The following is a 23,408-nucleotide window of genomic DNA, read 5'->3' on the forward strand; positions in this document are numbered from 1 at the left end:
TGGCTCCTCGGCGTCGTCGCGGGCGTCAGCTCGCGAAGATGCTCTTCTTCTGCTTCTCGATGTTGTTGACCAGGCCGTCGATGTCCTTCGGGTTCTTGAGGAAGGACTGGATGGCCGGGATCATCACCGTCGACGCGAAGTCGGGGCGGGTGTCACGGTCCATGAACTGGGCGATCGACTTGGCCTGCGACACGAACTCCACCGACTTCTTCTGGAGCGACGTGTAGGCCGTCTTGTCGGCCTGGTCGTTGGTCGCGATGACGCTCGGGTCGGCCTTGACGACGATGTTCTGCGCCGCGGCGGAGCCCACGTAGCCGAGGAGCTTCTTGGCCCCGGCCTCGTTCTTGGGTCGCTTGGCCATCATGTAGCCGTCGATGGGCGCCTCGATGGCATCCGCCCCGATGTTGGAGTCGATCTCGGGGAAGTTGAAGAACGTGAGGTCCTCCTGCTCCGCCCCCTTGCCGAACTGCTGTGCGACGAAGGAGCCGAGCAGGTAGGTGCCCGCCTTCTTCTGCTGGAGCGTCTGGGCGGCCTCCTGCCAGGTGCGTCCGAGCGAGTCGGGCTGGTGGAGGTCGAGCAGACCGGCCCAGGTGTCGAACACGGTCTTCACCTTCTGGCTGTTCCAGGCCTCCTTGCCGGCCATCAGGTCGACGTGGAACTGGTAGCCGTTGACCCGCAGGTTCAGCTGGTCGAAGGTGCCCATGGCGGGCCAGCCGTCCTTGTCGCCGAAGGCGATCGGGACGAGGCCGTCCTTCTTCATCTGGGCGCCGAGGGCCTTGAACTCGTCCAGGGTCTTCGGCTCCTGGTAGCCGTGCTGCTGGAACACGCTCTTCCGGTAGAACATGGCCCACGGGTAGTAGGTCGAGGGGACGAAGTACTGCTTCCCGTCGTCGCCGGTCGAGGACTTCTTGAGCGCGTCGGACATCCCGGCCCCGGACAGGCCCTTCCAGACGTCCGAGACGTCACCCGCGAGTCCCTTGGAGGCGAAGAACCTCATCCGGTAGCCGGCGAACCACATCCACACGTCGTCGGGCGAGCCTTGGAGGTAGTTGTTGATGTTCTCCTGGAAGGAGTTGTGGTCGATCGTGTTGATCTTGGCGGTCAGGCCCGAGTTGGCCTTCTGGAAGGCGTCCATGACGGCCTGGATCGCGGCCTTCGGCACGGCGTCCGACTGGTTCGAGCCGACCGTGACGGTGCCGGTCGCGGCCCCACCACTGGAGCCACCGGTGCTGCCGCCACCACAGGCGGCCAGCAGCGAGGGAGTAGCGAGCAGGGCACCGGCGCCGACGGCGCCGCGGAGCAGGGTCCGGCGGCTCACGCCGCGGACGGAGGCGGGGACGAGGCTGGCGAGGTACTCGGCCTCAGAGGCGGGGCGGGACATGCGGTCTCCTTTGAACGCGAATTGCACCGGCGTGGTGAGGTCGATCATCTCGACAGATTCGATCAAAAACCACCAACAAGAAACGAGGATGACTGCCGAGCCACCCGGTGTCAAGCGTTTGTCCGAACCGGTCTCCCATCGTGATCTGTCGCAGGATCCGCTCAACCACAACGTCGTCCGCTCATCTCGCCCCCACTCTCTGCGAACCTTCAACCACCTCGGGCGCGGATTGTTGATTTTTGTTGACATGGCTTCCAGCGCAGCGCAAGACTGTCGCCCATGCGTCAGTGGCCGACAGATCGGATCGCCTTCGGAGGCGACTACAACCCCGAGCAGTGGCCCCGCGAGGTGTGGGCCGAGGACATGGAGCTCATGCGGGAGTCCGGGGTCTCGTTCGTGACGCTGGGCGTCTTCTCGTGGTCGTGGCTGGAGCCCGCCAAGGGCGAGTACGACTTCGGCTGGCTCGACGACATCATGGGCCTGCTCCACGAGAACGACATCGCGGTCGACCTCGCCACCGCCACCGCCACCCCGCCCCCGTGGCTCTCGGCCGCCCACCCGGAGATCCTGCCGGTCGACCACGAGGGACGGACCCTGTGGCCGGGCAGCCGCCAGGCCTGGTGCCCGAGCTCGCGCATCTACCGCGACCACGCCCTGGCCCTCACCGCCCAGCTGGCGCAGCGCTACCACGACCACCCGGCCCTGGCCCTGTGGCACGTCTCGAACGAGTACGCCTGCCACAACATCCCCTGCTACTGCGACACCTGCGCGGCCGGGTTCCGGCGGTGGCTCGAGGCCCGCTATGCCGGCCTCGACCGGCTCAACGACGCGTGGGGCACCGCCTTCTGGAGCCAGCGCTACACCGACTGGGAGCAGGTCCTGCCCCCACGGCTCACCACGACCTTCGCCAACCCCACCCACGAGCTCGACTACAGGCGCTTCCAGTCCGACACCCTGCTGGACTTCCACCGCAGCGAGAAGGCGGTCCTCAACGACCTGTCCCCCGGGGTGCCGGTGACGACGAACTTCATGACGCTCGCGCACTTCGACCACCTCGACTACCACCAGTGGGCGCCCGACCAGGACATCGTGAGCACCGACCACTACGTCGTGGACACCCTGGAGCACCCCCGTGCGGAGCTCGCCTTCAGCGGCGACCTGACCCGCGGCCTCGCCGGCGGCGCGCCCTGGCTGCTGATGGAGCACTCCACCAGCGCCGTGAACTGGCAACACGTCAACCCCGCGAAGGACCCCGGCCAGACCGTGCGCGACAGCATCGCCCACGTGGCAAGGGGTGCCGACACGATCGGCTTCTTCCAGTGGCGGCAGTCCAGGTCTGGTTCCGAGAAGTTCCACAGTGCCCTGGTCCCCCATGCGGGCCGCGACAGCGCGCGGTTCCGCGAGGTCTGCGAGCTCGGGGCGCTGGCCGGCCGGCTCGGCGAGGTGAAGGGCTCGCGCGTCGAGGCCGACGTCGCGATCCTCTGGGACTACCAGGCCCAGTGGGCCGCCCACGGACCTGCCATGCCGTCCAGCGAGCTGCGCTACCCCACCACGGCGCACGCCATCCACCGCGTCCTGCGCGACCAGGGCATCACCGCCGACGTCGTGCACCCCAGTGCCGACCTCGCGGCATACCGGGTCGTCGTGGTCCCCACCCTCTACCTGGTGACGGACGAGCACGCCGCCGCCATCGCGTCGGCGGCCGAGGCCGGCGCCCAGGTGCTCGTGACCTTCTTCTCCGGCATCGCCACCGAGGACGACCACGTGCGGCTCGGCGGCTACCCCGGGGCCTTCCGCGACCTGCTCGGGGTGCGCGTCGAGGAGTTCTTCCCGCTCATGCCCGGCGAGACCGTCGCGCTCGCCGAGGGCGGCACCGGACGGCTCTGGAGCGAGGACGTCACCGCGGTCGACGCCGAGGTGCTCGACCGGTATGCCGCCGGCCCACTGACCGAGAGACCGAGCCTCACGCGCCGCGTGACCGGCCGAGGCGCCGCGTGGTACCTGAGCACGCTGCTCGACGACGAGTCGCTGGCGGAGGTGCTCGCGCGGGTGACGGAGGCGGGCGGTGTCCGGCCCGCCGCAGCCGTTCCACCCGGGGTGGAGGCCACCCGGCGTCGCAGCGCCGAGGGGTCGTGGCTCTTCCTCGTCAACGACACCGCGGAGTCCCAGGACGTGGCCGCGAGCGGCCATGATGTGGTCGCGGACGGCCCGGTGGGACCGACCGTCACCCTTGCTCCGGGTGCCGTCGCCGTCGTCAGGGAGGACTGAACGAGATGCTTGCGAGCCAGCGACGCACCACCATCCTCGGGCTGGTCGAGGAGAGCGGCGCGGTTCGCGTGTCCGAGCTGGTGGAGCAGCTCGGCGTCTCCGACATGACCGTGCGTCGCGACATCGAGCAGCTGGCCGGGGAGGGCCTGGTGCAGCGGGTGCACGGTGGCGCCCTCGCCATGGGAAACCGGAGCACGGAGGAACCCGGCTTCACCGCCAAGTCCGGCCTGATGCAGGCGCAGAAGGTCGCCATCGCCGAGGCGGCCGCCGCGCTCATCGAGCCCGGTGCGGCCATCGGGATCTCCGCAGGCACGACCACCTTCGAGCTCGCGCGTGCCGTGTGCGCGGTGCCAGACCTCACCGTCGTCACCAACTCGGTGCCGGTCGCCCAGCTGCTCCACGAGTCCGGGGCCCCCGGCCAGACGGTCGTGTTGACCGGTGGTGTCCGCACCCCGTCCGACGCCCTCGTGGGGCCCGTGGCCGTGACGACCCTGCGGATGCTCCACGTCGACCGGCTCTTCCTCGGCGTGCACGGGATGGACGCCCACGCCGGGCTCACCACCCCGAACCTCGTCGAGGCCGAGACCAACCGGGCGATGGTCGAGATGTCACGACAGGTCTGCGTGCTGGCCGACCACACCAAGTGGGGCACCGTCGGCCTGAGCACGATCGTCCCGCTGTCGTCGGTGGACCTCGTGGTCTCCGACGACGGGCTCGGGAACCGCGCCCGCACCGCCCTCACCGAGGCCGGGGCCGAGCTCACGATCGCCACCCAGCCCCGCACCAGGTTCACCCGACGCCGAGGGAGCACCCCATGAGCCTGACCCGCACCAGCCGCCGGCTCGCGGACGGGCGGGAGATCATCTACTTCGACGACACCCCGGACGCCCCGCCGCGCACCGCGGAGGACCAGCGCCCGCTCGGCGAGCGCGCGCGGTCGGGCGAGGTGCGCCACGACGCGCTGGTCGGCGACTGGGTGGCGGTCGCGGGGCACCGCTCGAACCGCACGTTCCTGCCACCCAAGGACGAGTGCCCCCTGTGTCCCACGGGCACCGGGAGCGTGCCTTCCGAGGTGCCCGAGTCGTCCTACGACGTCGTCGTGTTCGAGAACCGCTTCCCCTCCTACGCGCCGGTCTCTGACCACGAACACGGGGGCGAACCGGGCGACGAGCTGAACCGCACCGCGCCTGCCCTCGGGCGCTGCGAGGTCGTCTGCTTCACCAGTGACCACGACTCGACTTTCGCCGACCTGACCCCGGCAAGGGCGCGCACCGTGGTCGACGCCTGGGCCGACCGCACGGCCGAGCTCGGCGCCCTGCCCGAGGTGGAGCAGGTCTTCTGCTTCGAGAACCGTGGGCAGCAGATCGGGGTCACCCTCCACCACCCGCACGGCCAGATCTACGCGTATCCCTATGTGCCCCAACGCTCAGCGGCCATCTTGGCGCAGGCGAGCGAGCACCACTCGCGCACTGGCAGACTGCTGGGCGCCGACCTGCTCGCCGCCGAGCTGGAGGCGAAGGTCCGCATCGTCGGCGAGAGCGAGCACTGGGTGGCCTACGTGCCCTTCGCGGCCCGCTGGCCGGTCGAGGTGCACCTGGCACCGCGGCGTGACGTGCCCGACCTACCGGCCCTCACGCCGGCCGAGCGCGACGACCTGGCCGAGGTCTACCTCGACCTGCTGAAGCGGCTCGACCGCTACTACGTGGCCAAGGACGGATCCCCGATCCGGTTGCCCTACATCGCCGGGTGGCACCAGGCCCCGAGCGGGCGCGGTCGGGAGGTGTCGAGGCTGCACCTGCAGGTGATGTCGGTGCTGCGGTCCCCCAAGAAGCTCAAGTACCTCGCCGGATCCGAGTCCGGCGTGGGTGGCTGGGTCAACGACGTGCCGCCGGAGCAGATCGCGGAGCGCCTGCGGGACGTGGCCCGGTGAGCGTCGAGCGCGCAGCAGAGCTCTTCCGTTCGACGTTCGCGACCGAGCCGTCCGGCGTGTGGTCGGCCCCCGGCCGGGTCAACCTCATCGGGGAGCACACCGACTACAACGCGGGCCTCTGCCTGCCGATCGCCCTGCCGCAGCGCACCTTCGCCGCCGTCCGTCGTCGCGACGACGACCTCGTGCGGGTCGTCTCCGCACAAGGCGAGGGCGTCGTCGAGGTCGACCTCGACGAGGTCGGTGCCGGCCACCCTGCTGGTTGGGCCGCCTACGTCGCCGGGGTGCCGTGGGCCCTGCGCAGGGCCGGGTATGCCGTGGGCGGGCTCGACGTCGCCGTCGACGGCCGGGTGCCGCTGGGGGCTGGTCTGTCCAGCTCTGCGGCCCTGGAGTGCGCTGTCGCTGCCGCAGCGGCGGACCTGCACGACCTCGGGCTCCTCGAGACCCCGACAGGGCGTACGGCGCTGGCCGCCGTGTGCGTGGAGGCCGAGAACACCGTGGCCCAGGCACCCACGGGAGGCATGGACCAGTCCGCCGCCCTGCTCGCCGAGAGGGGGCACGCCTTGCTTCTCGACTGCCGCGACCACACCACCGAGCAGGTGCCCTTCGACCTCGCTGCCCACGGGCTCGCCCTGCTCGTGGTGGACACCCGGGCCGAGCACGCGCTGGTCGACGGGCAGTACGCCGAGCGCCGCAGCTCGTGCGAGCAGGCTGCCCGGGAGCTGCACGTGAGCAGCCTGCGCGAAGTGACTGTCGACGACCTGTCGGCCAGCCTCTCCACACTGTCCTCGGACCTGCTCCGGCGCCGGGCGCGGCACGTCGTCACCGAGATCGAGCGCGTCCGCGAGACGGTCGCGGCGCTGCGCCGCAACGACTTCCACTCGGTGGGCAGCCTCTTCGTCGACTCCCACGCCTCCATGCGCGACGACTTCGAGATCTCGGTCGCCGAGCTCGACACGGCCGTGGAGGCGGCTCTCGCCTCCGGAGCGCTGGGAGCGCGGATGACGGGTGGGGGCTTCGGTGGGTCGGCCATCGCCCTCGTGGCGGCCGACCAGGCGGACCCGACCATCGCGGCCGTGGAGCGGGCCTTCGCGGACCACGGGTTCGGCGCGCCGGACTGCTTCGTCGTCACCGCCTCCGGGTCCGCCACCCGCGACCGCTGACCCCGGCCCCCGCGGTCGAGCGCGACGAGCCGGACCAGTACGCCACCCGTCAGCCGTCAGCCGTCAGCCGTCAGCCGTCAGCCGCCAGCCCGTCAGCCCAGGTCGTAGTCGACGACGACCGGCGCGTGGTCGGACCACCGCAGGTCGTAGGCCACGGCGCGGCCCACGGACGCGATGGCCACCCGGGCCGCCAGGGGACGGCTCGCGAGCTGGTAGTCGATCCGCCAGCCCGCGTCGTTGTCGAACGCCTTGCCGCGCCAGGACCACCAGGTGTACGGACCCGGGCCCGGGCCGTGCGCCGCCCGGTGCACGTCGACCCAGTGACCGGCCTCGAACCACCGGTCGAAGCGGTCGCGCTCCTCGGGCAGGAACCCGGACTTGCGCAGGTTGCCCTTCCAGTTCTTGAGGTCGTCCTCCCGGTGCGCCACGTTGAGGTCGCCGGTGACGACAGCGAGCGCCCCCGAGGACGTCCAGGCGTCGAGGCGGGCACCGATGGCATCGAGGAAGCGCAGCTTCTGCTCCTGCCGGGGCGTGCCCGCGTCGCCGGTGTGGACGTACGTCGAGGCCACCGTCACGGTCCCTGCCGGGGTCTCGAGGTCGGCCTCCACCCACCGCCCGGTGCCGTCGAACTCGGCTGGCCCCACGGCGACCTGCACCCGGGACTGCGGCTCCCGGCTCACCACGGCGACACCTGCCCGACCCTTCGACTCGGCCTCGGTGTGGGCCACGTGCCAGTCCCCGAACCCACCCAGCTCGAGGCACTCGCGCAGCTGCCCGTCGGTGGCGCGCACCTCCTGGAGGCAGAGCACGTCCGGCTGCTGCCCCGCCAGCCATGCCATCCCCCCTCGGCGAGCCGCGGCGCGAATGCCGTTGACGTTCGCCGAGATCAGTCGCACGCCCACATTGTCCGTGCCTCGGCCCTGCGACCCGCACTAGGGTGCCCACCATGGCCGACGAGACCCCGAAGACCTCCCCCGCGCCCACGACACCCGCCGCGACGTCCCCGTTGCCGTCGGGCGACGCCGCCGGTGCGAAGCCGAACGTCCAGCCACCACCCACGCCGCCGAAGGACGACCTGGTGACCACGCGGCATACCCTCAAGATCGGTCGGCGCACCTTGCGCTACACCGCCACGGCGGGACGGATCGTGCTGAACGAAGAGGTGTTCGAGGACGGCGTCTTCAAGGGCCACAAGGCCAAGGCCGAGCTCAGCGTCACCTCCTACGTCCTCGACGCGCCGGCGGGCTCGCGACGCCCGGTGACGTTCGCGTTCAACGGTGGCCCGGGGTCCAGCTCGGTCTGGCTCCACCTCGGGCTGCTCGGGCCGCGACGGGTCGACTCGGGCGACGTCGGCGACCTGACGCCGCCGCCCTACGACCTCGTGGACAACACCGAGACGCTCCTCGCCGTCTCCGACCTCGTCTTCATCGACCCCGTGTCGACCGGCTACTCGCGCGCGGTCGAGGGCGGCAAGCCGAAGGACTACCACGGGTTCAAGGCCGACATCGAGAGCGTCGGCGAGCTCATCCGGCTCTGGACCACGCGCCACAACCGTTGGCTGTCACCGAAGTTCATCGCCGGGGAGTCCTACGGCACGATCCGCGCGGCCGCCCTCGCCGAGCACCTGCAGACCCGCCACGGGCTGTACGTCAACGGCATCATGCTGATCAGCTCGGTGCTCGACCTGGCCACCGTCGACTTCGAGTTCCGCAACGACCGCGCCCACGTCGACTACCTGCCCACCTACGCCGCCACCGCCCACTTCCACGGCAAGCACGGGCGCAAGTCACTCAAGACCGTCCTCGCCGAGGCGGAGGAGTATGCCGCCCGCGACTACCCGTGGGCGCTGTCGCGAGGGTCCCGGCTCACCGCGGCGGAACGGGCGGAGCACGTGACCCGGCTCGCGGCGCTGACGGGGCTGTCGGAGGAGTACGTCGACCGCGCCGGCCTCCGGCTCGAGCACGTGCGCTTCTTCACCGAATTGCTGCGCGACCGCGGCCTGGCCGTGGGCCGCCTCGACTCCCGCTTCACCGGCCCCTTGGCCCGGGGCAACGCCGAGACGTGGGACGCCGACCCGTCGATGGACGCGATCAGCGGACCGTACGCCGCCGCGTGGAACCACTACGTGCGGGACGAGCTCGGCTACCGCAACGACCTGCCGTACACCCAGCTGTCGGAGCTGGCCTCCACCGAGTGGTCCTTCAAGGAGTTCGAGGGCAAGCCGGTCGACGTGAGCGCGCAGCTGGCCCGGGCGATGAGGGCGAACCCGCACCTGAAGGTCCACATCGCCTACGGCTACCACGACGGGGCGACTCCCTACTACGGGGCGCAGGACGTCGTGGCGCACCTTGAGATCCCGGAGTCGCTGCGCGCCAACGTCGAGCACGCCTACTACGAGGCCGGGCACATGATGTACGTGCACGAGCCGAGCCGGCTCCAGCAGTCCAAGGACCTCGCGGCGTTCGTCGAGAGCGCCAGTGCGACGAGATCCGGCGGGATGACGGGCTAGCGTCGCCGGCCCCGGCCGCCGTCGACTTCGGCATCCCTGCTGCCGAAGTAGACCGCGACATCTCGTCCCACGGACACTGCGTGGGTCCGATCCACGTGGTGCGGACCACGGCGGCCGCCCCTGCACCCGGCCAGCCGTGACCCTGACCTGAAGGTAGGCGACCGACGCACCGCGTCCGGGACGATCGCGCGAACTGCCTGTCCACTCCACGGCATATGCCCCATCTGCGGCGCGTCATCAGACGGATCCGATGAGGCCCTCATCGTCCCTTCGGCGGAGGGTCGGCGCGCCGCGGCGCTCAGGGTGTCGCACGTGTGCAAAGCCGACTCGTGCGGGAGAGTGGTCCCGGCACGGGCCGGGTGGGCCCCCTGTTGCACAAGGAGAGCTGCGCATGCGCACACCTGCACTGACCGCACGTCTGGGCGCCGAGGCGCTCGGCACCTTCTGGCTCGTCTTCGGTGGCTGCGGGAGCGCCATCTTCTCCGCGAAGTACCTGGCCCCCAACGTCGTGACCGGACAGGGGGTCCAGCTCGGCATCGGTTTCCTGGGCGTCGCCCTCGCGTTCGGCCTCACCGTGCTGACCATGGCGTATGCCGTGGGGCACGTCTCCGGCGCCCACTTCAACCCCGCAGTCACCCTCGGGATCGCGGTGGCCAAGCGGTTCCCCTGGAGGGACGTCCCGGCCTACCTCGTCGCCCAGGTCCTGGGCGGCCTGCTGGCCGGGCTCGCGTTGTGGGGCATCGCCCGCGGCGTCCCCGGCTTCGACGCCACGGGCCACCTCGCGGCCAACGGCTACGGCGACCACTCCCCCGGCGGTTACACGCTGGTGGCCGTGCTGTGCGCCGAGGCGATCCTCACGGCCTTCTTCCTCTACGTCATCCTCGGCGCGACCGATGACCGGGCCCCGACCGGTTTCGCCCCGATCGCGATCGGCCTGGCCCTCACCCTCATCCACCTGATCTCGATCCCGATCAGCAACACCTCGGTCAACCCGGCCCGCTCCACCGCCGTGGCGTTCTTCAACGGGAACGGCGCGCCCGGCCAGCTGTGGGCCTTCTGGGTCGCGCCCATCGTCGGCGCAGTGATCGCCGGGGCGACCTACCACCTCGTGACCGGCGTCGACCGGCGCGACGAGGACATCACCGGCGTCGTCGACCCCGAGGACCTCAAGCCGACCACCTGACCTCCCCACCGCTCCGCCCGAGAGGCCCCCTCACCGCATCCCGGTGCTGGGGGCCTCGTCGCGGTCGGGCGATGCCGTCGGACGGCTTGCGCAGGTATCTTGATATCAAGATACTGTGGTGGCAGCGCAGGGACGGCAGCTCCACGGGCCGATAGCCTGAACACCGTCCTCGCAGACCGACATCCCGGAACCCACCTCAGGAGAGAGTCGCCTCCATGGCCAAGATCATCTACACGCTGACCGACGAGGCGCCCATGCTGGCGACCTACTCCTTCCTCCCCGTGATCGAGGCGTTCGCCGGCACCGCGGGGGTCGACGTCGAGACCCGTGACATCTCGCTGTCGGCCCGGATCATCGCGGCCTTCGACGACGTGCTACCCGAGGACCAGCGGAGCGGTGACGCCCTCGCCGAGCTCGGCGAGCTGGCCACGACCCCCGAGGCCAACATCATCAAGCTGCCCAACGTCTCGGCCTCCCTGCCCCAGCTCAAGGCCGCGATCACGGAGCTGCAGGGCAAGGGCTACGCCCTCCCCGACTACCCCGATGAGGCCACCACCGACGAGCAGCGCGACGCTCGGGCCCGCTACGACAGCGTCAAGGGCAGTGCGGTGAACCCGGTTCTGCGCGAAGGCAACTCAGACCGACGCGCCCCCGCCGCGGTGAAGAACTACGCCCGCAAGCACCCCCACTCGATGGGCGCCTGGAGCGCTGACTCCAAGACCAACGTGGCCACCATGGGCGAGGACGACTTCCGCTCCAACGAGCAGTCGGTCGTCCTCCCCTCGGCCGACACCCTGACCATCCAGCTGGTGACCGACCACGGCACGACGGTCCTCAAGGAGGGTCTCACCGTGCTCGAGGGCGAGGTTGTCGACGCCACCGTCATGCGCGCGGCGGCCCTCGACGCCTTCCTGGCCGAGCAGATCGCCCGCGCCAAGGCCGACGGCGTGCTGTTCTCGGTGCACCTCAAGGCCACCATGATGAAGGTGTCCGACCCGATCATCTTCGGCCACGTGGTGCGGGCGTTCCTCCCCGAGGTGTTCGAGCAGTACGGCGCTGACCTCGCTGCGGCCGGCCTGTCCGCGAACAACGGCTTGGGCTCGATCATCGACGGCCTCGCGGCCCTCGGCGACAAGGGGGCCGAGATCAAGGCCGCCATCGACAAGGGCATCGCCGACGGTCCCCCGCTGGCGATGGTGAACTCCGACAAGGGGATCACCAACCTGCACGTGCCCAGCGACGTCATCGTCGACGCGTCGATGCCGGCCATGATCCGCACCTCCGGCCACATGTGGGGCCCCGACGGCGCCGAGGCCGACACCCTGGCCGTCATCCCCGACAGCTCGTATGCCGGGGTGTACCAGGCCGTCATCGACGACTGCCGGGCCAACGGCGCCTACGACCCCACCACCATGGGCTCGGTCCCCAACGTCGGGCTGATGGCGCAGAAGGCCGAGGAGTACGGCAGCCACGACAAGACCTTCGAGCTCACCGAGGCCGGCACCGTGCAGGTCGTCAACGCGGCCGGTGAGGTGCTGATGTCGCACGACGTGCAGCCGGGCGACATCTGGCGCGCCTGCCAGACCAAGGACGCCCCGATCCGCGACTGGGTCAAGCTGGCGGTCACCCGGGCCCGGGCCTCGCAGACGCCTGCGGTCTTCTGGCTCGACGAGTCACGCGCCCACGACCGCAACCTCATCGCGAAGGTCAACGCCTACCTCCCGGAGCACGACACCGAGGGCCTCGACCTCCGGGTGATGTCGCCGGTCGACGCGGCCACCTTCTCGGTGGAGCGGATCCGCAAGGGCGAGGACACCATCTCGGTCACCGGCAACGTGCTGCGCGACTACAACACCGACCTCTTCCCGATCCTCGAGCTCGGCACCAGCGCCAAGATGCTGTCGGTCGTGCCGCTGATGAACGGTGGCGGCCTGTTCGAGACCGGTGCGGGTGGATCGGCCCCCAAGCACGTGCAGCAGCTGGTGCAGGAGAACTACCTGCGCTGGGACAGCCTGGGCGAGTTCCTGGCCCTCGCGGAGAGCCTGCGCCACATGGCGACGACGACGGACAACGCCCGGGCGGAGGTGCTGGCCGACACCCTCGACCGCGCCACCGAGCGGCTGCTCAACGAGAACAGGGGCCCGGCCCGCAAGGTCGGCCAGATCGACAACCGCGGCAGCCACTTCTACCTCGCGCTGTTCTGGGCTCACGAGCTCGCGACGCAGACCGAGGACGCCGAGCTCGCCGCGTCGTTCGCGACCGTGGCCGAGACCCTTGCCGCGCAGGAGTCGACCATCACCGAGGAGCTCCTCGCGGTGCAGGGTCACCCGGCCGACATCGGGGGCTACTACCGCCCCGACGCGGAGAAGACGACCGCCGTGATGCGCCCGTCCGCCACCTTCAACAAGGCGCTGGCCGCCCTGCGCTGACCCGTCCCACGCCGACCGCTCGGGCGCCCGGAATGACCCGGCCGCCCGAGCGGTTGGCACAGGCATGAGCGACTGGAACGAATCGGTCATTGCGGAGTTCCGCGCCAACGAGGGTCGCGTCGGCGGCTACTTCGAGGGCGCGCCCATGATCCTGCTGCACACCATCGGCGCCCGGAGCGGCACGGTCCGGGTCAACCCGCTCGTCTACTTCCCCCAGGACGACGGCTCGATGCTCGTCGTGGCGTCGAAGGGTGGTGCGCCGACCAACCCTGACTGGTACCACAACGTGCGTGCCCACCCGAGGTTCGACGTGGAGGTCGGCACCGAGCGCTTCCAGGTCGACGCGGAGGAGCTCGACGCCGAGGAGCGAGCGGCGGCCTGGCCGACCATCGTCGCCCTCCGTCCCGGGTTCGGCGACTACGAGACCAAGACCACCCGGGTCATGCCGGTGATCCGGTTGCGTCGCGTCTCCTGACTGATCTGGTTGCGCCGCGTCTCCTGACGCGTAGCCGGGACCCGGTTCGGTGACTCCACCTCGCCTACGCATCGTGGTGGATGCCCGTCGCACAGGGCCGTCCTACCGTGGTGGGTGGCCAGCCAGGCGTCCGCACCACCTCGACTCGACCTGCCACGGGCCGCCGGCGCGTGGCATGCCCGACTCACCCAGGGGAATGCCCATGAAACGACTACTCGCGCGCCTGGCCGCACTGGCGCTCGGCGTTGCCTCAGTCCTCTTGCTCGCCCCGTCGGGGGCGCAGGCCACCACCGGAAACGGCGGCCTCGACGTCTACCAGCTGGAGATGTCCTACAACTGCAACACCACGGCGTTCTGTGGCAGCGACCTCGGGGGCTTCTGGGCCTGGGCCGAGCTCGACCGCAACCCCGTCACCGGAGCGACGTCCGGGGAGCTTGACGGTGCGGGCTGTGCGCACGGCGAGTTCAGCGGCGCAGTGAGCCTCAAGGCGGAGATCACCCGCTGGTGGGTGGCTCCCGGCAGCGCCGGGCCGACCACCCTCTTCACGGACGAGGTCGACACGAACCGGTTCCGTGGCCAGGTCGACGTCGAGACCCTCACGGCCAACGACACCGGGCTGAGCCTGGTACCCGGGCACCAGACCGCCACGAGCGTCTTCGGGTTCAGGCCGCCTCCCGGCGTGGCCATCCAGATCCAGATCGCCTACAAGCCTGCGCACTGAGACGTTGAGGCGGCGCCCCGGGCGCCAGCAGGACCCCGGGGCCCACCTCAGCGTGTCGGCGGCAGGCTCAGTGCGCGCCCAGGGACAGCTTGAACCCCTCGTGCGATGCCGTGAACCCGAGCCGTTCGTAGAACCGGTGGGCGTCGCCGCGCCTCTTGTCGGTCGTCAGCTGGACGAGTCGACAGCCCCTGCGTGATGACTCGTCCACGGCCCACCGGATCATCTGCTCCCCGAGACGGTGGCCGCGGCGACTCGCCGCCACCCGCACCGCCTCCACCTGGGCCCGCGTCGCGCCGCCGCGCGACAACCCGGGGATGAAGCTCAGCTGCATCGTGCCCACGACCGCACCGCCGTCGTCGAGCACGACGAGCAGCTGCGACGGGTCCGCGTCGATCGCCGCGAAGGCCCGCAGGTATGCCGTGAGGTCGCCGGGGTCGTCGCGGGTCGCCCCGAGCTGGTCGTCGGCGATCAGCCCGACGATCGCAGCGACGTCGCCGGCGGTGGCCCTGCGCAGCACCACGCCGCCATCGCCGAGCACGGCGAGAGGCGCCGGCGCGCGGTCGTCGGGCACGGCGGCATACCCGGCTCCGAGGCCGTCGCCCACGAACCTGGCCCGTCCGTCGTAGGCGAGGGCGCTCGCGAGCTTGCGCCGCGAGTTGTCGGCGAGGCCGTCGGGAAGCGTGTCGACGGCGAACCAGCCGACCTCGGTCGACTCGTCGTCGTTGACGCGGGCCTCCCCCGAGACGTGCCGGGCGAGGAAGCACAGGTCGAGGTACTGGGCGCGGTCGCCGTTGGGGTAGGTCACCTCCGGCTGGGTCCACACCCCGGCGAGCGCCTCGACCCGGGCGACGACACCGGTCTCCTCCTCGATCTCCCGCACCAGCCCGGCGGCTGGCTGCTCACCGGGTTCGAGGATGCCGCTGACCAGCCCCCACCGACCGTTGTCCGCGCGCCGTCCGAGCAGGACGTGTCCCCGCTCGTCGCGCACCACCGCGGTCACCCCCGCCATCCACAGCAGGTCGTGACCCAGCCGTTCGCGCAGGGCCAGGACGAAGTCGGGCGTCGGCATGGTCCGACCCTAACCACCCCGGTGGTGGCCGCCGCAGCCCTGCTAGCGTCGGTTCCGGAGGGACAGCACCCTGAAGAAGACAGCACCCTGGAGAACCCGTCCCCCCGCCACCAGCCGCACCAGTCCCGAGAGTGAAGGGCCCACCGTGAGCACTACCCCCGTCAAGGTCGCCGTCACCGGCGCCGCCGGCCAGATCGGCTACAGCCTCCTCTTCCGGATCGCGAGCGGTTCGCTGTTCGGCCCGGACACCCCCGTCGAGCTGCGGCTCCTTGAGATCACCCCGGCGCTCAAGGCGCTCGAGGGGGTCGTCATGGAGCTCGACGACTGCGCGTTCCCGACGCTGGCCAAGGTCGAGATCGGCGACGACGCCGAGAAGGTGTTCGACGGCGTCAACCACGCCCTCCTCGTCGGCGCGCGTCCGCGCGGACCGGGTATGGAGCGGGGTGACCTGCTCGAGGCCAACGGTGGCATCTTCGCGCCGCAGGGCAAGGCCCTGAACGCCGTCGCCGCCGACGACATCCGCGTCACGGTGACCGGGAACCCGGCCAACACCAACGCGCTGATCGCGATGAGCAACGCCCCCGACATCCCGCAGGAGCGGTTCTCGGCGCTGACGCGCCTCGACCACAACCGCGCCATCAGCCAGCTGGCCGCCAAGACCGGCGCCGCCGTCACCGACATCACGCACATGACCATCTGGGGCAACCACTCCGCCACCCAGTACCCCGACCTGTTCCACGCCGAGGTCGGTGGCCGCAACGCCGCCGAGCTGGTCAACGACGAGGCGTGGCTGGCCGACACCTACATCCCGACCGTGGCCAAGCGCGGCGCGGCGATCATCGATGCCCGCGGCGCCTCCTCGGCCGCCTCCGCAGCCTCCGCCACCGTCGACCACGCCCGCGACTGGGCGCTCGGCACCCGCGAGGGTGACTGGGTCTCGATGTCAGTGCGCTCCGACGGCTCGTACGGCGTGCCGGAGGGGCTCATCTCCTCGTTCCCGGTCACCACGAGCAACGGCGACTGGCAGATCGTCCAGGGCCTGGAGATCAACGACTTCTCCCGCGCCAGGATCGACGCGTCCGTCAAGGAGCTCGAGGAGGAGCGCGACGCCGTCCGCGGTCTCGGCCTGCTCGGCTGACCCGGCTCCACCGCATACCTCGAAGCGGCCGCCCCCACCCGGGGGCGGCCGCTTCGCGTTCAGCTGCGGGGCGACAGGTCGAGCACTGAGGTGATGAACGCCAGGGCCAGGCCCAGGACGGCCATGGTCGCCACGTCGACGCCCCGCGAGCGCACTGCGAGCCCGCCGCTGCGGGCGGTCGGCAGCACCAGGCGCAACAGGGCCGCGAAGCCCAGGCCGGCCGCCATCGTGTAGCCGGCCGGGCGCACCTCGTCGACGGCGAACAGGACCACACCGGCCACGAGCACCGGGGCGGCGACCCACCACCAGCCCAGGCGCGGCGCGGTCACCGGGTCAGGCCGAGGTCTCGGCGAGCTGGCGCTCGGCGGCCGCCACGATGTTGGACAGCAGCATCGCGCGCGTCATCGGTCCGACGCCGCCCGGGTTCGGGCTGACCCAGCCGGCCACCTCGGCGACGTCGTCAGCCACGTCGCCGGCCACCTTGGACTTCCCGTCCTCGGCGACGATCCGGCTCACGCCGACATCGAGCACGGCGGCTCCCGGCTTGACCATGTCGGCCGTGATGAGGCCCGGCTGACCAGCTGCGGCGACGACGATGTCGGCCTGCCGCACCTCGGCTGCGAGGTCGCGGGTGCCGGTGTGGCAGAGCACCACCGTGGCGTTCTCGCTGCGACGGGTGAGCATCAGGCCGAGCGGACGACCGACGGTGATGCCCCGGCCGACGAGGGCGACGCGGGCGCCCGCGATCGGCACGTCGAACCGGCGGAGCAGCTCGATGCAGCCGGCCGGCGTGCACGGCAGCGGCGCCTCCTTGCCGAGGACCAGCCAGCCGAGGTTGGTGGGGTGCAGTCCGTCGACGTCCTTGGTGGGGTCGACCCGTGACAGCAGCGCGAACTCGTCGAGGCCGGTCGGCTGCTGCACGAGGAACCCGGTGCACCCGGGATCGGCGTTGAGCTCGTCGATGACGGCCTCGACCTCGGCCTGGGTCGCGCTGGACGGCAGGTCACGACGGATGCTCGTGATGCCGATCTCGGCGCAGTCCTTGTGCTTGGCGTTGACGTACCACTGGCTGCCGGGGTCCTCCCCCACCAGCACCGTGCCGAGACCGGGGACGACGCCGTGCTCGCGCAGCACGTCCACCCGCCCGCGGAGCTCGTCCTTGATGGTCGCCAGGACCGCTTTGCCGTCGAGGATGCGTGCCGTCACGGTCGCCCATCCTGCCACGCCGCGTCGGCGGCTCCGTACCGGCGGGGCGTCACCCCGCGCGGGGCACCGCCGCCGCGAGCGCGGCGACCGCCTGGGTGAAGCACTCCGCCGGCGGGGTGACCAGTCCGGCCCCCACCTGGCCGGTGCCGGCGACCCGGCCGGCCATGCCGGTGTTGATCTGGGGCAGGATCCCGGTGCGCGCCACGGCGGCGACGTCGATGCCCGTGGGCGTTCCCCGGAACTCCAGGATCGGCACCTGGTAGGCCGTGTGCTCACCCACCGTGATCTCGTACATCGTGCGCGTGGCGCGCAGGGCGAGCGGGACGTCGCCCCCCACGAACTTCACGATGGCCGGGGCCGCCGCCATGGCGAAGCCACCGATGCCGGCCGTCTCGGTGATGGCGGAGTCGCCGATGTCGGGGTTCGCGTCGTCGGGGCCGTACGAGCCCAGGAACAGCCCCTCGGGGGTGTTGGCCGGCCCGGTGAACCACCGGTCGCCGGTGCCCGCGGTGCGGATCCCGAAGTCGGTGCCGTTGCGGGCCATCGTCGTCACGACCGTCGACCCGGCGATGCCCTCCGCCGCCAGCGTCGAGAGCTTGCAGGCCGGCATCCCGAGGTTGAGGAAGAAGTGCTCGTTGGCGCCGGAGAAGCGCACGGCCTCGGCGATGTCGGCCGACGAGCCGTCGGCGGTGATGAGGGAGGGCAACAGCTCGCGCAGCAGCATCAGCGAACCAGCACGGTTGCGGTTGTGGCCCTCGTCGCCCATCTGGAGCATCTGGCTGATGATCGACTTCACGTCGATCGGGCCCGCGGCGCGAATCGCCTGCTGCAGCAACGGTCCCAGCACCGTGTTCATCCAGCGCAGCCGGTCGATCACCTCAGGGCCGTACGCGCCGTAGCGCAGCACCTTGCCGAGTCCCTCGTTGAGGGAGCACCAGGAGGTGTGGTCGTGCACCTCGTCGCGGAGCTCGTAGACCCACATCGACGGGGAGACGACGCCCGCCATCGGGCCGACGGCGTCACGGTGGTGGCACGGCTCGAGCTCGACGTCTCCGCGGGCCAGGGCGGCCTCGGCCGCCTCGGGCGAGTCGGCCATGCCCTCGAAGAGCATCGCGCCGATGAGCGCGCCCCGGAGCGGACCGGAGGCGCGCTCCCACTCGATGGGCGGGCCTGCGTGGAGGAAGGTGCCGCGCTCGAGCCCGAGCGCCTCGCTGGCCGGCCGGACGTCGACGAAGTCGGCCCCCGCCGACGTCATGCGTTCCAGGGCGATCCGGTTCGCCTCGACACGGCGCGGATCGCCCATCACGCGGGTCAGGTGTGGCGCCGTCCCGTCCAGCGGTGGCTGCCAGTCGGTCTCGGTCACCTCGACGGCTTGGTCACGCAGCGCGTCGGCGAACATCGAGGCGCCGGCGGTCGCGACCACCGGGTCGCTCTGCAGGAGTCCGTGCAGGGGGGTGCTCATCGGGTCGCTCCGTCCCGGTCGCGGCCGAGGTGGGCCAGCGCCTGCCTCGTGGCAGCCGCGTTGGACAGGTGCACCGAGGCACCGGCCGCAGCCAGGCGGGCGGCACTGGACTCGAGGCCCTGCGGGTCGCCGCGGGTGCCGGTCAGCGAGACCACGACCGGCAGCTCACGACCCGCGGCCGCGGCCACCGCCCGGGCTGCCCGGATCGCGTCGGCCAGCTCGGGGGCGGGGTCGGGGTGCGCGCCGTGGCCGAGCACGAGGTCGAGGAGCAGCACCCCGCAGCCCGGGTCGGTCGCCTCGGCGGCGATCCGCTCGAGCCGCAGCGTGGGGTCGATCATCGGGTGGGCCCGGCCGCGGGTGAGCTCGTCGTCACCGAAGTCGATGACCAGGTGGGTGTCGGCGCGCAGGTCCGCGCCGAGGGCCAGATCGGGCGCCAGCGGGATGTTGGACCTGATCCCGGCGTCGCCCAGCTGCTGAGCGGCGACCAGCATCGCTTCGTCGGCCAGGGTGCCGCCACAGAACAGGCCCCGCAGGTACCCATCACCCGCCCGACCCCCAGTCTTTGAGCGATCCGACGGACCAGGACCCGTCGGATCACTCAAAGACCCGAGGGCGGGGGTGGCGGAGGTGGCGGAGGTGGGGGTGGTGGGGGTGGGGGTGGCGAGGGCGTCCCACTGCGGCCAGGTCGGGACCTCGCGGCCGAGCGAGCCCAGGAAGGTCTCGACGGCTGCCGTGAGGTCGGGGCGTCCTGCGCCCAGCGTCGCCCAGTGCACCGGCGTGCCGAGCCCCGCGGCATACTCCTCCAGCTCGGTGAGCACCTCGGCGGCCGGCGGCTTCGAGACGACGAGGATCGACTCGGTCGCGTCGTCGGCAGCGAGCGCGGCGAGGGCCTGGCGGGTGGACCGCCCGCCCACGGCGGCCGAGAGGTCGCGTCCGCCCACTCCCAGACAGTGGCTGACCCCGACTCCGGCGGCGTCGAGCAGCGCCATCACCTGCTGGGCGCCGGTGCCCGACGCGGCGACGATGCCCACCTGGCCGCGGTCGACGACGTTGGCGAAGCCCAGCGCCACCCCGCCCACGACGGCCGTGCCGCAGTCAGGACCCATCACCAGCACGTCCTGTCGGGCGGCGGCGTCCTTGAGGCGCACCTCCTCCTCGACGGGCACGTTGTCGGAGAAAACCATCACCGAGACCCCTCGGGCGATGGCGTCGAAGGCCTCCACGGCAGCGTGCTGCCCCGGCACCGAGACGAGTGCCAGCGTGGCGTCACCTGCGGCGATCGCACGGCCGAGGGTGCGCGGTGGCGGAGCCTCACCGAAACCCCCCGCGCCCGACCCGGCCGACCGCAAGCCGGCCAGGGCCGCCTCGAGGGCTGCCAGCCCGGCCTTGATGCCGTCGTCGTCCTCGGCCCGGACGGCCACGACGAGCTCGTTGGGCTGGACGCCCTGCGGCACGGCGAAGCCCATGGCCGCGATGACCTCGAGGTTGAGCTCGGTGGCCATGGCGACCTGCGCCGCGGACACCCCGCTCGCCCCGGCCACCTGCCGTGAGACCTGCATCAGGCTGACCGAGTCGTAGTAGGCACCGCTGCGGACCTCGAGGTGGTCGGTCACGGCAGGCTCCTCGGGGTGGCGGGCAGGTCGGCGGGCAGCGTGGCGGGAGTCGTCAGCATGGTCGGCGGGGTGACGACGGACGGCGAGGACAGGGCGTCGAGGCACCCGGCCAGCCCCCCGAGCAGGTCGGCACCCGAGGTGTGGCCGATCGCGAGCACCGCGCGCGCCGCCTCCCGGAGAGGAGCCGCGTCGCCCTGTGTCGCTGTGGTGGCGAGGCACTCGAGCAGCCGCGTGACCGGCTCGGCGGCATACCCCTCGGCAGCCTCGCGCAGCAAGGCCGCGGACAGGCTCGTCGTCGCGGCGAGGCGGGGCTCGACCGCCGGCCACAGCTCTGCGACGAGCGCCGGTGAACTGTGCGCGTGCAGGTGCAGCCCGAGCAGGACGCCACACAGCACGTCGTCGCCACTGGGCGTGAGTCCCGGCCCCGCGCCGACGAGCGCGCCCACCCGGTCGGCCAGCGCGTATGGCGCGCGGTCGCGGCGCAGGAGCAGGTCGACGACGCCTCGGGCGGGGGCACGCCAGGGCAGCGACAGAGTCGAGAGGCGGCCGCCGCGCAGGGCTGTGGTGGCGCGCGGGACGGAGCGCGGGTGCCAGGTGCGCACGGCCCGGAGGGTGACCGCGGCCAGGCGCACCGCTCCACCGCCGACCACGACCTCGTCACCCGGCTGGGCGCCCCAGCCCACGGTCGGCAGGTCGGTGGCCACGGCGAGCGCGGTGGGGAGCCGCAGCCCGCCCCGGGTGACGACGGGCAGCACGTCGCAGTGCCCACCGACCCGCAGGTATAGCGCGGTCGGGAAGACGGCCAGGACGGTGGCTGGTCGTGGTGCACCGTGGACGAGGGCCACCGACCGGGCCGAGACCGCTGCCGGCCAGGTCGTCGTGGGCGGTGCCATCACCGACCTCCTCCGCGCGCTGGTCCGTCGTGATTCGGCGGACTGACGCAGCGACGCTATCGAGTGCGATTACAGTCACCTCATGGTGAATGTTGCCAAGGATGGCGGCGTGGTTGACGCGGAGTTGCCATCGGCCGTCGGCCCCGCTCCGAGCCGCGACCTCGTGGGGGGCGTGAGCCTCGAAGGGCTCCTCACCCTGCCCTCCTTGGCGGGCACCGAGCTGGTCCACGAACCCGACCAGCTGCTCCGTGGGGTGGTGCGGGCGTCGTTGCTCGGAGCCGCCGCCACGCCACGACACCACCTGGTCTGCACCGACGCCGAGACCGTGGAGGCGTGGGAGGCGGCCGGTCAGGACCCCCTCGACCAGAGCGCCCTCGACGGCGCCGCCGCCCTGGCCATCGCCGGGGGGTCCGCCGACCAGGTCCGCCGCTGGCGCGCGCGGGCGACCACGGTCGGGCTCCCGCTCGTGCTCGCCCCCCGCACCGTGCGGGCCGAACGCATCGTCACCGAGGTGCTCGGCGCGGTCCTCGACCAGCAGTCCGGCATCCTCGAGCGCGTCGAGGAGGCCCACCAGATCCTCGTCGGTGTCGTGCTGGCCGGCGGTGGGCTCGAGGACCTCTGCCAGCGGCTGGCCGGTTTCCTCGGCGGCGCGGCCATGGTGACGAGCAGCGACGGCCGGGTGCTGGCGCAGGCCGGTTCCCACGAGGACCTCGCGGCGGCGCTGGCGCTCGACTGCTTCGACCGCACCGGGCGGCTGATCACCGAGCACGAGCCGGTCGGCATCCGTCGGAGCCACGGCGTCGAGGCCCGACGGGCCATGGTGCGGATCGCGGCAGGCAACCTGAACCACGGCCTGCTCGCGGCCTTCGTGGGCGACCGGTCGCTCACCGCCGACGACGTCCACCTGCTCGAGCGCGCAGCGACCGTCGCGGCACTGGCGATCACCAAGGAACAGGCCGTCTCGGCGGTGGAGAGCAAGTACCGCGCGGAGTTCCTGCGTGACGCCCTGGCCGGTCGGGCCGGCACCCCCGGCGAGGCGGTGGCCCATGCGGCGGCGCTCGGCTGGGACATCGACCGCCGGCTCGTGGTCGTCGTGGCGGAGACCGACGAGGACGACGCGCACTCGTCCCGCTCGCCGGAGGAGGTGGGCGTCCTGCAGGAGCGCTTCGCGCGCGCCTGGAACCAGGCGATGGCGGTCCGCGACCCCCGCGCCCCGGTCATGGGGTTCAGCCAGGAGGTGGTGGCCCTCTGCGCGGTCCCCGAAGGAGCCGACACCGAGGCGATCATGCGCACCGTCACCGAGATCGTCCGCGTCATCAGCGGGATCGGCGGCGGTGGACGTCGCACCTTCTCCACCGGTGTCTCGCGCCCGGTCGAGTCCGTGGCCGACCTCCCCCAGGCCTACGACGAGGCCCTGTCGGCGGTGAGCGTCGGCCGGCAGCTGCACGGTGACTCGGCGGTGACCCACTTCGACGGGCTCGGGGTGTTCCGGCTGCTCGCGCTGATCCCGGACAGCGCCGACCTGCGCCGGTTCGTCGACGAGGCGCTCGGGCCGTTGTCGACCGACGACTCCGCCGAGAACGCCGACCTGCGCAGGACCCTGTCGATCCTCATCGACACCAACATGAACGTGGCCGAGACCGCGCGCCAGCTGTTCTTCCACTACAACACGCTGCGCTACCGCATCGTGAAGCTGGAGAAGATGCTGGGCCCGTTCACCACCGACCCGCAGCTGCGGCTCAAGCTCGCCCTGGCGCTCAAGGTGCACCAGATGCGCGGCATCTGACCGCCCTCGCCAGGAACCTTTGCTAGCTGTACTGACCGGGGACGTTGGTTGAGTGGGTGTGATCCGCTGATCTGATCAGTGGCGCGGGAGGGCCTCCCGCGGTGGAGTGGAACTGCCTAGGTATCCGCTCACAAAACAGGAGGCCCTCGTGTCCCACGCTAACGCTGCCCTGACCCCTCGTGCCC

At 71.6% G+C, this 23,408-nt stretch carries 19 protein-coding genes; 11 read left to right on the forward strand and 8 right to left on the reverse strand.

Annotation, left to right across the window (positions count from 1 at the left end; translation table 11 throughout):
* Positions 1 to 25 precede the first annotated feature (25 nt).
* Complete coding sequence (locus tag AC1DX8_RS05225; RefSeq protein WP_477628855.1) at positions 26 to 1,381, reverse strand: ABC transporter substrate-binding protein; 1,356 nt, start codon at positions 1,379 to 1,381, stop codon at positions 26 to 28.
* 279 nt (positions 1,382 to 1,660) lie between these two features.
* Here AC1DX8_RS05225 and AC1DX8_RS05230 point away from each other — a divergent pair, with 279 nt between their 5' ends.
* From AC1DX8_RS05230 to galK, 4 genes are read left to right on the forward strand one after another with little or no spacing between them, the layout of a single operon-like run.
* Positions 1,661 to 3,649, forward strand: coding sequence for a beta-galactosidase (locus tag AC1DX8_RS05230; protein WP_477628856.1), 1,989 nt, complete (start codon positions 1,661 to 1,663; stop codon positions 3,647 to 3,649).
* A 5-nt stretch (positions 3,650 to 3,654) separates the two neighbouring features.
* Entirely contained in the window at positions 3,655 to 4,467 is an 813-nt protein-coding gene (locus AC1DX8_RS05235; RefSeq protein ID WP_477628857.1) for a DeoR/GlpR family DNA-binding transcription regulator, read from the forward strand.
* Complete coding sequence (galT, locus tag AC1DX8_RS05240; RefSeq protein WP_477628858.1) at positions 4,464 to 5,579, forward strand: galactose-1-phosphate uridylyltransferase; 1,116 nt, start codon at positions 4,464 to 4,466, stop codon at positions 5,577 to 5,579. Before AC1DX8_RS05235 ends, galT begins: the two co-directional genes overlap by 4 nt.
* Entirely contained in the window at positions 5,576 to 6,739 is a 1,164-nt protein-coding gene (gene galK, locus AC1DX8_RS05245) for a galactokinase (protein WP_477628859.1), read from the forward strand. The genes galT and galK overlap by 4 nt, the downstream gene beginning before the upstream one ends.
* 92 nt (positions 6,740 to 6,831) lie before the next feature.
* On the opposite strand, the gene AC1DX8_RS05250 is transcribed toward galK, so the two are convergent.
* Positions 6,832 to 7,635: an exodeoxyribonuclease III gene (locus AC1DX8_RS05250; RefSeq protein ID WP_477628860.1), complete on the reverse strand. Its 804-nt coding sequence runs from the start codon at positions 7,633 to 7,635 to the stop codon at positions 6,832 to 6,834.
* Between the two features lie 50 nt (positions 7,636 to 7,685).
* Here AC1DX8_RS05250 and AC1DX8_RS05255 point away from each other — a divergent pair, with 50 nt between their 5' ends.
* The 5 genes from AC1DX8_RS05255 (at position 7,686) to AC1DX8_RS05275 (ending at position 14,056) form a co-directional block, all read left to right on the forward strand.
* Positions 7,686 to 9,248: a S10 family peptidase gene (locus AC1DX8_RS05255; RefSeq protein ID WP_477628861.1), complete on the forward strand. Its 1,563-nt coding sequence runs from the start codon at positions 7,686 to 7,688 to the stop codon at positions 9,246 to 9,248.
* A gap of 391 nt (positions 9,249 to 9,639) precedes the next feature.
* Positions 9,640 to 10,431, forward strand: coding sequence for an aquaporin Z (gene aqpZ / locus AC1DX8_RS05260; protein WP_477628862.1), 792 nt, complete (start codon positions 9,640 to 9,642; stop codon positions 10,429 to 10,431).
* A 215-nt stretch (positions 10,432 to 10,646) separates the two neighbouring features.
* Positions 10,647 to 12,860, forward strand: coding sequence for an NADP-dependent isocitrate dehydrogenase (locus AC1DX8_RS05265; protein WP_477628863.1), 2,214 nt, complete (start codon positions 10,647 to 10,649; stop codon positions 12,858 to 12,860).
* A 64-nt stretch (positions 12,861 to 12,924) separates the two neighbouring features.
* A complete protein-coding gene (locus tag AC1DX8_RS05270; protein WP_477628864.1) occupies positions 12,925 to 13,335 on the forward strand; it encodes a nitroreductase family deazaflavin-dependent oxidoreductase in 411 nt (136 codons plus the stop codon).
* A gap of 202 nt (positions 13,336 to 13,537) precedes the next feature.
* The gene (locus tag AC1DX8_RS05275) at positions 13,538 to 14,056 is read left to right on the forward strand and encodes a hypothetical protein (RefSeq protein ID WP_477628865.1); all 519 of its coding nucleotides are present in this window, start codon (positions 13,538 to 13,540) and stop codon (positions 14,054 to 14,056) included.
* A 67-nt stretch (positions 14,057 to 14,123) separates the two neighbouring features.
* On the opposite strand, the gene AC1DX8_RS05280 is transcribed toward AC1DX8_RS05275, so the two are convergent.
* Positions 14,124 to 15,125 carry a GNAT family N-acetyltransferase gene (locus AC1DX8_RS05280; RefSeq protein WP_477628866.1) on the reverse strand — a complete coding sequence of 334 codons (1,002 nt, stop codon included), beginning with the start codon at positions 15,123 to 15,125 and terminating at the stop codon, positions 14,124 to 14,126.
* Between the two features lie 145 nt (positions 15,126 to 15,270).
* Here AC1DX8_RS05280 and AC1DX8_RS05285 point away from each other — a divergent pair, with 145 nt between their 5' ends.
* On the forward strand, positions 15,271 to 16,263 hold the full coding sequence (locus tag AC1DX8_RS05285; protein WP_477628867.1) for a malate dehydrogenase: 993 nt from the start codon (positions 15,271 to 15,273) through the stop codon (positions 16,261 to 16,263).
* Positions 16,264 to 16,322: 59 nt separating this feature from the next.
* Here AC1DX8_RS05285 and AC1DX8_RS05290 read toward each other — a convergent pair whose 3' ends face one another.
* The 5 genes from AC1DX8_RS05290 to AC1DX8_RS05310 are packed head-to-tail and all read right to left on the reverse strand — an operon-like array spanning position 16,323 to position 21,437.
* Positions 16,323 to 16,592, reverse strand: coding sequence for a DUF3017 domain-containing protein (locus tag AC1DX8_RS05290; protein WP_477628868.1), 270 nt, complete (start codon positions 16,590 to 16,592; stop codon positions 16,323 to 16,325).
* Positions 16,593 to 16,596: 4 nt separating this feature from the next.
* Positions 16,597 to 17,469: a bifunctional methylenetetrahydrofolate dehydrogenase/methenyltetrahydrofolate cyclohydrolase gene (locus AC1DX8_RS05295; protein ID WP_477628869.1), complete on the reverse strand. Its 873-nt coding sequence runs from the start codon at positions 17,467 to 17,469 to the stop codon at positions 16,597 to 16,599.
* A gap of 49 nt (positions 17,470 to 17,518) precedes the next feature.
* A complete protein-coding gene (locus AC1DX8_RS05300; RefSeq protein WP_477628870.1) occupies positions 17,519 to 18,931 on the reverse strand; it encodes a YlbE family protein in 1,413 nt (470 codons plus the stop codon).
* Entirely contained in the window at positions 18,928 to 20,544 is a 1,617-nt protein-coding gene (locus tag AC1DX8_RS05305) for an FdrA family protein (protein WP_477628871.1), read from the reverse strand. Before AC1DX8_RS05305 ends, AC1DX8_RS05300 begins: the two co-directional genes overlap by 4 nt.
* Complete coding sequence (locus tag AC1DX8_RS05310) at positions 20,541 to 21,437, reverse strand: oxamate carbamoyltransferase subunit AllH family protein (protein ID WP_477628872.1); 897 nt, start codon at positions 21,435 to 21,437, stop codon at positions 20,541 to 20,543. Before AC1DX8_RS05310 ends, AC1DX8_RS05305 begins: the two co-directional genes overlap by 4 nt.
* Before the next feature lie 109 nt (positions 21,438 to 21,546).
* Here AC1DX8_RS05310 and AC1DX8_RS05315 point away from each other — a divergent pair, with 109 nt between their 5' ends.
* Positions 21,547 to 23,223, forward strand: a complete 1,677-nt coding sequence (locus AC1DX8_RS05315; RefSeq protein WP_477628873.1) for a PucR family transcriptional regulator — start codon at positions 21,547 to 21,549, stop codon at positions 23,221 to 23,223.
* Positions 23,224 to 23,408 lie beyond the last annotated feature (185 nt).

It is taken from the genome of Pedococcus sp. P2_A3, assembly GCF_056405035.1.